We start from the raw sequence: 11,780 nt of genomic DNA, 5'->3' as shown, positions 1-11,780 counted from the left end.
GATGGATGGTGGATCAGACCACGTAGTCCTCGTGCGTGATGCCGCGCTCCCACGCGGTCTCGAAGGAGGCAGCGAACAGCTTCAGGACGGCCGGCTCGGTGGAGAACTCATCCTCGACGAGAGAACCGTCCCCCGCGAAGTGGTGAATCCGGGCGAGCCGGTCATCGAACAGCCAGTAGTCGTTGCACGGCAGCACCAAATCCGAGGACAACCGTCGGGGCACCCATCGGACCTCCTCGCCCGCAGCGAGGTTGGCCCGGGTCATGTAGTGCTCCCAGCGAATGTATGCGGAAACCGGTTCGCTGATGATGCGCACCCGGCGAATGGAAACTCCGCGTGCGACCGCAGCGGCGATCTGGTCATGGAAGGGCCGCCACCACGAGGAACGGTCGTCCCAGGCGATCCTGCTCCCACCCCGCCAGGCTGCGAACCGCTCGTTGTCGCCGTAGTCGTCGCGCATCTCCAGATGAACCGCCGAGCGGGCGGTGTCCCGGAGGCACTCAGCGAAGCTCGGCTGCTGAGCGTTCAGCGGCATCGCACGCCTTCCTGATCTGGTCCACCATGCGGGCCGGGATGCGGATCACGGCTTCCGTGTCCGGGATCGGGCCGAATGTGAGGCACTTCTCTTCGGTCGTCTGATCTGTCTTCCACCCTTGGAGGACAAGATCAGCGGTCTCGTCGTCCACCCAGACGGTGGGACAGTGGTCCTCGTCGGTGTCGGGGTCCTTGCCGAAGAACAGTAGAGACCGTCAAGAGGGTATGCGGAGGGGCTACGGCTACCCCATGGCCGTGGGACCGGCCTGACCAGGGCGGAGACCCTGGCGATCATGGGGAAATCCTGGGGAGGCCCCCACTGCAATGGGTATTCGGGCAGGTAGAGGGCGTATGGGCTGTAGAGCACCCAGATCTACGAGGGCACCAACCAGGTCCAGGCGCCCGACCCCGGTCCCTTTGTAACGATTCCGATCCAGCGGGCCGGGCCGCCCCTATGAAGGGGACAGGCCCGGGCGGCGGGGCCGCAGTGGGCGGAACGCACCGTAACCGGAACGTTGCCGGAGGCGGGTCGGGCGGGGATCCACCGGGAATCGCACTGTGCCGGATGGGCTAACTTTGAAGCTTCGTACGCCTGAACCGGTTGGGGAGAGAACAAAATGACGGAAGCGATCCTGCTCGTCGGCGGGCAGGGGACGCGACTGCGCCCCGTGACGGTGAACACCCCCAAGCCGATGGTTCCGGCAGCGGGCGTCCCGTTCCTCGCCCACCAGATCGCCAGGGCCGCTGCCGCCGGTGTCACCCACATCGTGATGGCCACCTGCTACCTCGCCGAGGTCTTCGAGCCCTACTTCGGCGACGGATCCGACTTCGGCATCACCCTCGAGTACGTCGTCGAGGACGAGCCCCTCGGCACCGGCGGCGCCATCCGCAACGCCGCCCAGCGCCTGACCGGCGGCCCGGACTCCCCGGTCCTCGTCTTCAACGGCGACATCCTGACCGGCCTCGACATCGCCGGTCTGGTCGAGTCCCACCGGGCGGCGGACGCCGACGTCTCCCTCCACCTCGTGCGCGTCGAGGACCCCCGGGCCTTCGGCCTGGTCCCCACCGACCCCGACGGGCGGGTGCTGGCGTTCACCGAGAAGCCCGAGACCCCCGAAGAGATCATCACGGACCAGATCAACGCCGGCTGCTACGTCTTCCGCCGCAGCGTGATCGACTCCATCCCGGCCGGCCGTCCGGTGTCCGTCGAGCGCGAGACCTTCCCCGGCCTCCTCGCCTCCGGTGCCAAGCTGCACGGCGTGACCGAGGACACCTACTGGCTGGACCTCGGCAAGCCCGAGTCCTTCGTGCAGGCCTCCGCCGACCTCGTGCGCGGCGTCGTCTCCTCCCCGGCCGTCCCCGGCCCCCGCGGCGAGGCCCTCGTCCTGCCGGGCGCCCAGGTGGCGGAAGGCGCCAAGCTGACGGGCGGTACCGTGGTGGGCGCCGGCGCCCGGATCGAATCGGGCGCTGTCGTCCAGGGGTCCATCGTGCTGGACGGCGCGGTCCTCGGCGCGGACACGGTGGTGAACGCCAGCCTCATCGGCGCCGGCGCCTCGGTGGGTTCGCGCACGGTCGTGACCGGTGCCGTCATCGGTGACGGCGCCGTCGTGGGGGCCGACAACGAACTCCGTGCAGGGGTGCGGGTGTGGTGCGAGGCGGAACTGCCCGACGCAGCCGTCCGTTTCTCCTCCGACCGGTGATCAACTCAGTGAGGCATAACCCTGTGATAGGCGAGCAGCAGACTCCCCGCAAGACCGACGTTGCCACCACCAAGCTCCCCGACACCTGGGCGCACACCCCCCTCACCGTGGTCATGCCGACCTACAACGAGGCGGGCAACCTCCCGGGCATGGTGGAACTGCTGATGGGTCTCGACCAGCCGGGCCTGCGCCTGCTGATCGTCGACGACTCCTCGCCCGACGGCACCGGCAAGATCGCCGACGAGCTCGCGGAGGGCTTCCTCACGGAGGACGGCAAGCCGCGCATGTCGGTCCTGCACCGCACCGCGAAGGACGGCCTCGGCCGCGCCTACGCGGCGGGCATGGCCCAGGCCGTCGAGGAGGGCGCCGAGTACGTGCTCCAGATGGACGCGGACGGCTCCCACCCGGCCGGGAAGATCGCCGAGATGCTGGGCGTGGCCCGCTCCACCGGCGCCGGCCTGGTCGTGGGCTCCCGCTACGTGCCGGGCGGCACCCTGTCCGACGCCTGGGGCGCGCACCGCAAGCTGCTCTCCCGCTGGGCCAACGCGTACGCGAGCACCATCCTGGGCACCCGCGTCCGCGACATCACGGGCGGCTTCAACCTGTGGAGCGCGGGCGCGCTGAAGGCGATCGACCTCGCGTCGATCGGCAGCGCCGGCTACAGCTTCCAGGTGGAGATGAAGTACAAGGCCCTGCGCCGCGGCTTCCAGGTGATGGAGGTCCCGATCCACTTCGAGGACCGCACCGTCGGCGAGTCGAAGATGAACCTGGCCGTGCAGCTGGAGTCCATCGCGATGCCGTGGAAGCTCCGCGCCCGCGCCGGGCGCTGATCCGGTACCGGAACAGTACGGAGAAGGGGCACCCCCTCGGGGGTGCCCCTTCTCCGTGCTCCGGCGGACCTCAGGCCCTGACCGGGCGCCGTTCCAGCATGCGCTTGAGTGCCGCCGAGCCGGGCCGTTCGACGAACCGCACGATCAGCCAGGACAGCAGCAGCATCGAGCCGGTCATCGACAGGACCAGCACGTACGGGTCGACGTCGCGCTCCCAGCGCTCCATCAGCGTCACGCCCACCTGCTGGTGCAGCAGGTACAGGGGGTAGGACATCGCGCCCGCCACCGACAGCCAGCGCCAGTCGATCCGGTCCAGCCAGCCCAGGGCGACCGCGGCCATCACGACGTAGCAGCACGTGACCACGATGACGGGGACCTCCCAGGAGAGCCTGTCTCCGGCACGGGTGTTCCAGCCGGGGATGTCGGTCATGTAGCGCTGCATCAGCAGCCAGGACAGGCCCAGCAGGATCCAGGGCTCGCCCACCCGGGCGCCCTCACGGCGGATCAGGTAGAAGCAGATGCCCGAGATGAACAGCGGCGAGTACGTCTGGTTCGCCACCAGCGCCAGCAGCGGCAGGCCGGAGGCCGGGGCGAGGATCGAGGCCACGGTCCAGATCCAGCAGAAGTTCATGACCCGGCGGTACGTCAGGCCCTTCCAGGCGACGATCGCGAAGATCAGGTAGAACCGGGCCTCCGACCACAGGGTCCAGTAGGAGGGGTCGAGCGAGGGGCTGTTCAGCGGCATCTGCACCATCGTCAGGTTGGTCAGGACCTGACTGATCGTGGGGCCCCGCATGCCGTAGACCGCCGCGCAGATCCCCATGACGGTGCCGGTCACCAGGGCGCAGAACCAGTAGGCCGGACCGAGCCGGACGACGCGGCTGCGCAGGTAGGCGCCGAGCGGCCGGCCCCAGGCGGACATGCAGATGACGAAGCCGCTGATCATGAAGAACAGCTCGACGCCGAGCCAGCCGTAGCGCGCGACCTCGGCGAGCGGGCCGAACAGCTCCTTGTTCTGGCGCTTGCCCCAGATCGCGGGATGGACGTAGTGGGCGCTGAGCACCACCACGGCCGCCACGATGCGCAGTCCGTCCAGAACCCGCAGCCGGGGCCTGGGCACGGGGGCCGGGGCCGGCCGCAGCTCCACCGGGGCCGACGCCGTGGCGCCGCCCTGCCTGGGGTCGTCGAGTTCGCGCGGGGCGGCCGACAAAGACATCTACGCTCCAGGGCAGGCGTGCAAAGGCGGACCAGTCTTGCGAAGGGCCGCCCTGACTGTCCAGCGCGTAGCGGAATGAGTGCTTCAATTCACTGCCGGCCCATTGCCGACCGGTTCACTGCCCCTTGACGGTGACCTTCTGGTCGTTCTGGATCTCCTTGACCAGCTGCTGCACCTTCGGCTTGTCCCACAGGAGGTTGCCGCCCCGCTCACCGGCGATCGGCATGTTCATCGAGACGCCCTCGCCGCTGTTGATGCCCTTCATGGCGAAGAACATCTGGCCCATGTCCCACAGGGACATGTCCTTGTCGACGATGAGGGTGTCCAGCCCGGCGCCCAGCACCGGGTAGAGGGAGAAGGGGTTGAGGACGGTGCCCGGGGTGGCGGCCTGGCTGGCGAGGGCGGCCAGGAACTTCTGCTGGTTCTTGGTCCGTTGCAGGTCCGACTCGGCGAAGGCGTAGCGGGTGCGGACGAAGGCCAGGGACTGCTCGCCGTTGAGGGTCTGCCTGCCCGCCTTGAAGTCGGCGCCGGACTTCTCGTCCTTGAAGCCCTTCTCGATGTCCAGCTCCACGCCGCCGAGCGCGTCGACGATGTTCGCGAAGCCGGCGAAGCCGATCTCGGCGTAGTGGTCGATGCGCAGGCCGGTGTTGAACTCGATCGTGCGGACCAGCAGCTCCGGGCCGTCGTCGGCGTACGCGGCGTTGAGCTTGGTGTGCTTGCCGGTGCCGGCGTACTTCTTGCCCGACTGCGAGCCGACGAAGGAGGGGATCTCCACGTCGGAGTCGCGCGGCAGGGAGACCATGGTGTTCCCGCTGGAGCACTTGGCCAGGACCATCATCGAGTCGGTGCGCTTGCCCTCGGCGGAGCCCGTGTGGAGCTTCTTCTTCTCCTCGTCGGACATGCCCTCGCGGCTGTCGGAGCCCACGATCAGGTAGGTGGTGCAGTCGCCTTCCTTGGGCCGCTCGATGACCTTGGACAGGTCGACCTCGCGGCGGACCTTGGAGTCGGCCCAGAAGTAGGTGCCGACCGTGGTCACGAGGAGGACGGAGACGATCGCGATCGAACCGATCTTGATCCGCTTGCGCCAGTCCGGCGCGGGTCCGGCCGGCCGCGCCGGACGGCCGCCGGGGCCGCCCGGTCCGCCGGGACCGCCGGGACGCCCGGGACCGCCGGGGCCCGAGGGGCGGCCGGGGGCGGCGGGGCGCCCGTAGACCTGGCCGGTGTTGTAGCCGCTGTCGTACGCGGCGTCGGGGCCCTGCTGCGGCGGCACGCCGTAGCCGGGGCCGGGCCGGGCGCCGGGCCGCCCGCCGGGCGGCGGAGCCTGCGGCGGAACGGGGGGCCGGGCGGGGCGCTGGGCGGGACGGGGCTGCGGGGACCGGGGAGGCTGCGGGGCCTGCGGCTGCCGCTGGACGTGCCGCATCCGCTGCGGCCCATCCGGCTGCGCCTGCCCGCTGCCGCGTCCGTACCCGTCATCACGCCGGCCGCGCGCGTCGCGCTCGCCGCCGAAGCCGTCCCAGTCACTCATGCGCACAAGGATGCCCGCCCGCCGGGGGGCCGGGACACCCCGGTGGGGACTTCGTACCGGTGCTGTTGCAGAGCTGATGCCGGAGCCGCGCACTTAAAGTGGCTGCATGACACAGATAACGGAGGCACCGGAGGGCAAGCCGATCTCGGCGTCCCGGACCACCCTCAGCCACATCATGACCGCGTCCGACACCAACCTCCTCGGCACCGTGCACGGCGGCGTGATCATGAAGCTGGTGGACGACGCGGCCGGCGCCGTGGCCGGACGCCACTCCGGCGGCCCGGCCGTCACCGCCTCCATGGACGAGATGGCCTTCCTCGCCCCCGTCCGCGTCGGCGACCTGGTCCACGTCCGGGCGCAGGTCAACTGGACCGGCCGCTCCTCGATGGAGATCGGCGTACGGGTGCTGGCGGAGCGGTGGAACGAGTCCACGCCCGCCACCCAGGTCGGCAGCGCCTACCTCGTCTTCACCGCGGTCGACTCCGACGGCAAGCCCCGCCAGGTCCCGGCCGTGATCCCGGAGACCGAGCAGGACGAGCGCCGCTACCAGGAGGCGCAGATCCGCCGCACCCACCGGCTGGCCCGCCGCCAGGCGATCAAGGAGCTGCGCGAGCGCCGTATCGCCGAGGGGCTGGACGAGGACTGACCCCCGGCCCCGCCCGGCCGGAGGGGGCCCCGGCCATACGGGAGCCTTACCGCGCGCCCCCGTATGCTGATACGTCGACGTCCGGCTCCCACGCGAGGGACGGCCGTGCACCCACGACCGGCCCACGACCGGCTCTGCCGCGGAGACCTCTTGATGCCGACTGCCACCCAGACCGCTCCCGCGCCCGCCGCTCCCGCCCGTGCGGGCCGGCGGCGGCTGTCCGGGCCCGACTGGCTGTGGGCTGCGCTGCTGACCCTGGCGGTGACCACCTTCGGCGCCGGGAACCCGCAGCTGTGGCGCGACGAGCTGGCCAGCTGGAACGCCGCCTCCCGCAGCACCGGCGAGCTGTGGGGGATGCTGGGGCACGTCGACGCCGTCTCCGGCCTCTACTACCTGCTGCTGCACTTCTGGGTCGCCCTTTTCGGTGATTCCGCGGCGCTGCTCCGGCTGCCTTCGGCGCTGGCCATGGCCGGTACCGCCGCTCTGGTGGTGGTGATCGCCCGGGCCCTCTTCGACCGCCGGACGGCCGTGTTCGCGGGGCTGCTGTTCGCGCTGCTGCCCGTCGTGACCCGGTACGGCACCGAGGCCCGGTCGTACGCCTTCGCGGTCCTCGCCGTGACCGCCGCGACATGGCTGCTGCTGCGGGCGCTGGAGCGGCCGACGGCGGGACGCTGGGCCGCGTACTCGGCGCTGGTCGCCGTGGCGGGCCTGCTGCACATGGTGTCCCTGCTGGTGCTCCTGCCGCACGCGATGATCGTCGCCCTGCGGTGGTGGCGCGTCCGCCGCACCCGCACCGTGCTGTCCTTCGCCGTGGCGGCCGGAGTGGGGCTGGTGCCGGTGGTTCCGCTGGTGCTGCTGGGGCGACGGCAGGTGGGCCGGCAGATCAACTGGATCGAGACCCCGCACCTGCGGGACGTCTCCGGGCTCTGGGACAACCTGTTCGCCTCCCCGCTGGTGGGTCTGGGCATCGCCGCGCTGGCGCTGCTGCCGCTCGCGTGGCCGCGGGGGCGGCGCCACGCCGTCGAGGTGATGCTGCTGGGGGCCGTGCCGATCGCCGCCTGCTTCGTGGCCTCGCAGGGCAGTTCCTCGTACTTCATCGACCGCTACGTGCTGTTCACCGTCCCCGCCTGGGCGATCCTCGCCGCCGCCGGGCTGGCCGCGCTGCGGCCCCGGGCGGCCGGTGCGGCCGGGCTGGCGGCGCTGGTCCTGCTGGGTGCCCCCGACCAGCGCCAGCTGCGCACGGAGCACGCGAAGGAGCCCTCCGACGGCATCGCGGCGGCACGGGTGATCGCCCAGGGCTACCGGCCCGGCGACGGCTTCGTGTCCCCCCGGACCAAGACGGAGCGGGTCTTCATGGTCGACTACCAGATCGAGTACTACCTGCCCGAGCGGGTCCGGCTGCGCGACGTCTTCGTCGAGCGGTCGGCGGTGGCCTCCGACGACCTGTTCCCCGTCGAGTGCCGGCAGCCCGAGCGCTGCCTGGGCGACACGAAGCGGATCTGGCTGGTGACCCGGGACAGCGGCGCGGACCACGACCCGTACAACTGGCTCTCCGCGGCCGACAAGAAGGCCCTCACGGACCACTACCGGATCGCGCGGACCACGGACGTGCCCGGTCTGCACGTCTCCCTGCTGGAACGGGTGAGGTGACCGCCCCTGCGCGGGCGCGGGCTACTTCCCGCAGACCACCTGATCGCCGGTGACCACGCCGAACTCGCCCTGGTAGGGGTCCTCGGCCCGTACCGGTACGACCTTGGTGTAGTCCGAGCCGGCGATGACCAGCACCGTCCTGCCCTGCCCGGCCACCGCGCGCAGCTCGCTGCCGGGCAGCGCCGCCGCCACCGTATGGGCGGAACGGTCCCAGCGCGGGTCGTACGAGACCACCGTGCGCCGCACGTCGCGGCCCGCGCCGTTGCCCGGGGTGCCGGTGGTGTCGAAGCCGGTCGCGCGCAGCGCGGCGTCCACCCGGCCGCCGAGCCCGTCGATCCGGGTGCCGTTCTCCACCTGGACCCGGACCTGCTGCGGAGGCACGTCCACCGGGACGGCCGTCGGCGGGGCGGCGGCCGCGGGCCGTGCGGCGGCGGGGTGCCCGGGCTGCCCGGGCTGCCCGGGGCGGGCCACGGCCAGGGGGCGGTCCTCGCGCAGGGACTCGAACAGCTGGGCGGCCTTGGGCTCGTCCCACTTCACGGTCGAGCCGATGCCCTTGACCGGGTACGAGGCGTCCCCGATCGGGACGGAGGCGAACTCGGACGAGGAGGGGGTGAAGCCGCGCATGGCCTGGCCGAGCGCCAGCATCTGCTCGGAGCCGAAGTCCTTGTCGGCGCGCACCGAGCCCAGCAGGGTGGAGCTGACCTCCTTGAACTTCACCGGGTTGAGCAGCACCCCGCCGCCGGTGGCCTGCTTGATCAGGGCGGCGACGAACCGCTGCTGGCGCTGCATCCGGCCCAGGTCGGCGGCCCCGTCCACATGGCGGGAGCGGACGTACTGGAGGGCCTGACCGCCGGTGAGGCGGTGGCTGCCGGGCAGCAGGTGCAGGCCGGTGTTCTGGTCGTGGAGGGCCTTGGCGGTGCAGACCTCGACCCCGCCCATCGCATCGACGGTCCGCATGAAGCTGGTGAAGTCGACCTCCAGGTAGTGGTCGATCTTGACCCGGGTCATGTCCTCGACGGTGCGCACGGTCAGGTTCGGACCGCCCTCGGCGTAGGCGGCGTTGAGCTTCACCGGGTGGGGGCGGTGGGGTTGGCCGGTGACCGGGTCCTGGTGGGCGGGGAGCTCGGCGTAGCTGTCGCGGGGGAGGCTGACGACGCTGGCCCGCTGCCGGTCGGCGGACAGGTGCACCAGCATGATCGTGTCGGTGCAGTGGCAGGGTTCCCCGCCGAGGCGGTACTCGCGCTTCTCCTCCGGGGTGATCTTGTCGCGGCCGTCGGTGCCGACCAGCAGGAAGTTCATCCCGTGCCCGGCCTGGGGGCGGTTCTTCATGTCCTTGAAGGGGTCCACCCGTTCGATGCCGGTGTCCAGGCCGGTCATCACGGCGTGCCCGACGGCGCCGGAGCCCAGGACCACGAGGGAGAACCCGGCCGCGATCCGCACGCCCCAGCGGGGCCGGTCGCGCCGGCCGCGGGCCGTTCCGCCGCGTCCGCCGCCCTTGCGTGCGCGCTGCGGCTGGGCCGGCGCGGCGGGCCGGTGGGGACGGTGCGGCTGGGGCACGGGGGACACCTCCCGGTACGTCGGGCAGATTCATCGGAACAGTAGGCCCATACGATCAGCGTCTGTCCGTACCGCTCGTCCGCCGCGCACCCGTTTCCCCCGTACGCGGTAACGAGACACCGATACCCGACCCCGAAGGACGACATGCCCGCCCACCAGCCGGTGCAAGGGGTTCCCGCCGCGGGCGCGGGCACCACGTGAAGGGGTGACCCGGTCCGTACGGGACCGGGTCACCCCTTTCGCGGTCGGCGGAGCCGCTTCAGCGCCGCCGCCGGGTCACCAGCGGTACGGCTTGTAGACGTCCATGCAGGCGCCGGTGTCCGAGCCGTTGATCGCGTCGGCGGAATCCGGGATCGACCCGGCCGGCGGCGGGGTCTGCGCCGGGAAGGCGTTGCCCTCGCGCCAGTCCGCGCCCACGATCAGGGTGATCTTCGAGACCTCGGCCGCCTGCTGCACCGCCGTGTCCGGGATGCCCAGGGAGGCCGCCACGTTCTTCGCCTCGTCCGCCAGGTCCGGCGTCGGGTAGCGCACCACGGTGGTCTTCTCCGGGGTCAGCGCGGTGTCCGCCCTGGCCCCGGTGAAGCCCTTGGAGACCAGGACGTCCGCGATCGCGTTCGCCCGGTGGGGCGCCAGCGGCTGGTCGACGGCGGTGCCGTTGACCACGTTCACGGCGATCTTGTCCGGGGCCGTGCCCGGCAGCTTCGAGGGCACCTGCCCGGCCGGTGCGGCGGGCTGCGAGCCGGCCGGCGCGGGCTGCGAGGCGCCGGGGGCGGGCTGGCTGGCCGACGGGCTCGGCGCCCCCTGCGGCGCGCCGTTCTTGTCGAACGCGATGTCCTTGCGGAGCATCGTCCACAGCTTCTCGGCGTCCGGCTGGTTCACGATGAGCCGGTCCTCGTCCCGGGGGTCCTGGAACGTCGGCATCGTCGTCATCGTGATGCGGTTGGTCGGGACGTCCTTGAGCTGCATGGCCAGGTTGTAGAGCTTCTTGACCGAGCCGATCTCCTCGGAGACCTCCAGGGCCTTGGTGCCCGCCTCCGCCAGGTCCGTGATCCGGCCGACGTCGGTGAAGGCGTTCTGGCTCTTGAGCTCGCGCATCATCGAGTTCATGTACATGTGCTGGGCCTGCGCCCGGCCCAGGTCGCTGCTGAACGCGTGCCGGGTGCGCAGCCACTGGAGCGCCTGCTCGCCCTTGACGCGGGTGGTGCCCTTCTGGAGCTTGAGGCCCGACCCGCCCCCGGAGGTGGGCAGCGGCCGGTCCCAGACGTTGTCCTTGACGCAGACCGGGACGCCGCCGACCGCGTCGGCCATCTTCACCACACCGGAGAAGTCGATCATCATCCAGTGGTCGATGTAGACGTTGGTCAGCTTCTCCCACGTCGCCAGGGTGCAGCCGGGGCCGCCGCGGCCGAGCGACTCGTTGATCATCGCGTTGGTCTTCTTGAACTTCTCACCGGTCTTGGGGTCCGTGCACTCGGGTATGTCGACCCGGGTGTCGCGCGGGATGCTCACGACCGAGGCGTTCTCGCGGTCGGCCGACACGTGCAGCAGCATCTGCACGTCCGCGAGCGGGGGGTTCCCCACGGTGTCGCGGCTGCCGCCGAGTTCCACGTTCTCCGGCTTGTTGCGGCTGTCGGAGCCGATCAGCAGGATGTTCAGCGGCCGCTGGCCCTTGGCGTTGGCATGGGTCTTCTCCACGCCGCTGTCACCGCTCAGGCGCTGTCCGCTGCGGATGTTGTTGTTGAGGTGGTTGTAGTAGAGGTACCCGGCCGCCGAGGTCCCCAGGATCAGGAACGCCAGGACGGACGCCACCCAGAACAGCACCCGCCGGCGGCGCCGGCGGGCGGGGATGCCACTGCCCGGGGGCCGGGCGCTGCCGCCCGAACCCTCCCGGGGTGGGGGCACCGTGCCGGACGCCTTCTTCTCGCCGCCTTCGGATATGCCGTCGGTGGCCTTGTCGGGCGCCCCCTCCCCCCGCACGCTGCTGTGCATCACGCGTACCCCCCTCGAGTTCTTCACCGGTCGGTATTGTGCCGGTCCTGCCGGCTACCGCCCATCGGCGGTCTGTGGACTGTCGACGGGCGGCCCGATCGCCGCCCGGTACTGCTCCGCCGCGCCGTGGCGG

Annotated in this window: 10 protein-coding genes; 4 read left to right on the top strand and 6 right to left on the bottom strand. The window is 71.3% G+C overall.

Annotated features, from left to right (window positions below):
* Positions 1-13 precede the first annotated feature (13 nt).
* Both ACFY0O_RS20545 and ACFY0O_RS20540 read right to left on the bottom strand, forming a co-directional pair.
* Positions 14-535: a DUF6879 family protein gene (locus tag ACFY0O_RS20545; RefSeq protein ID WP_388948324.1), complete on the bottom strand. Its 522-nt coding sequence runs from the start codon at positions 533-535 to the stop codon at positions 14-16.
* Positions 501-686 carry a hypothetical protein gene (locus tag ACFY0O_RS20540; RefSeq protein ID WP_388948321.1) on the bottom strand — a complete coding sequence of 62 codons (186 nt, stop codon included), beginning with the start codon at positions 684-686 and terminating at the stop codon, positions 501-503. The genes ACFY0O_RS20545 and ACFY0O_RS20540 overlap by 35 nt, the downstream gene beginning before the upstream one ends.
* A 465-nt stretch (positions 687-1,151) precedes the next feature.
* Between ACFY0O_RS20540 and ACFY0O_RS20535 the strand changes: the two genes are divergently transcribed.
* Complete coding sequence (locus tag ACFY0O_RS20535) at positions 1,152-2,234, top strand: NDP-sugar synthase (RefSeq protein ID WP_358896533.1); 1,083 nt, start codon at positions 1,152-1,154, stop codon at positions 2,232-2,234.
* 23 nt (positions 2,235-2,257) lie between these two features.
* Positions 2,258-3,064 carry a polyprenol monophosphomannose synthase gene (locus tag ACFY0O_RS20530; RefSeq protein ID WP_358896535.1) on the top strand — a complete coding sequence of 269 codons (807 nt, stop codon included), beginning with the start codon at positions 2,258-2,260 and terminating at the stop codon, positions 3,062-3,064.
* 70 nt (positions 3,065-3,134) lie between these two features.
* On the opposite strand, the gene ACFY0O_RS20525 is transcribed toward ACFY0O_RS20530, so the two are convergent.
* Positions 3,135-4,280: an acyltransferase family protein gene (locus ACFY0O_RS20525; protein ID WP_388948319.1), complete on the bottom strand. Its 1,146-nt coding sequence runs from the start codon at positions 4,278-4,280 to the stop codon at positions 3,135-3,137.
* A 115-nt stretch (positions 4,281-4,395) separates the two neighbouring features.
* Positions 4,396-5,805, bottom strand: a complete 1,410-nt coding sequence (locus ACFY0O_RS20520; RefSeq protein ID WP_388948316.1) for an LCP family protein — start codon at positions 5,803-5,805, stop codon at positions 4,396-4,398.
* A 106-nt stretch (positions 5,806-5,911) separates the two neighbouring features.
* Between ACFY0O_RS20520 and ACFY0O_RS20515 the strand changes: the two genes are divergently transcribed.
* Together ACFY0O_RS20515 and ACFY0O_RS20510 are read left to right on the top strand one after the other, a co-directional pair.
* A complete protein-coding gene (locus ACFY0O_RS20515; protein WP_388948314.1) occupies positions 5,912-6,451 on the top strand; it encodes an acyl-CoA thioesterase in 540 nt (179 codons plus the stop codon).
* Positions 6,452-6,604: 153 nt separating this feature from the next.
* Complete coding sequence (locus tag ACFY0O_RS20510) at positions 6,605-8,101, top strand: glycosyltransferase family 39 protein (RefSeq protein WP_388948312.1); 1,497 nt, start codon at positions 6,605-6,607, stop codon at positions 8,099-8,101.
* Between the two features lie 21 nt (positions 8,102-8,122).
* Here the strand turns inward: ACFY0O_RS20510 and ACFY0O_RS20505 are convergent, their stop codons facing one another.
* Together ACFY0O_RS20505 and ACFY0O_RS20500 are read right to left on the bottom strand one after the other, a co-directional pair.
* Positions 8,123-9,541, bottom strand: coding sequence for an LCP family protein (locus ACFY0O_RS20505; RefSeq protein WP_388948870.1), 1,419 nt, complete (start codon positions 9,539-9,541; stop codon positions 8,123-8,125).
* A gap of 393 nt (positions 9,542-9,934) precedes the next feature.
* Positions 9,935-11,647, bottom strand: coding sequence for an LCP family protein (locus ACFY0O_RS20500; protein WP_388948867.1), 1,713 nt, complete (start codon positions 11,645-11,647; stop codon positions 9,935-9,937).
* Positions 11,648-11,780 lie beyond the last annotated feature (133 nt).

The organism is Streptomyces sp. NPDC001594 (assembly GCF_042893675.1).
Taxonomy (GTDB): domain Bacteria; phylum Actinomycetota; class Actinomycetes; order Streptomycetales; family Streptomycetaceae; genus Streptomyces.
This window is presented reverse-complemented; position numbering and strand designations above follow the sequence as displayed.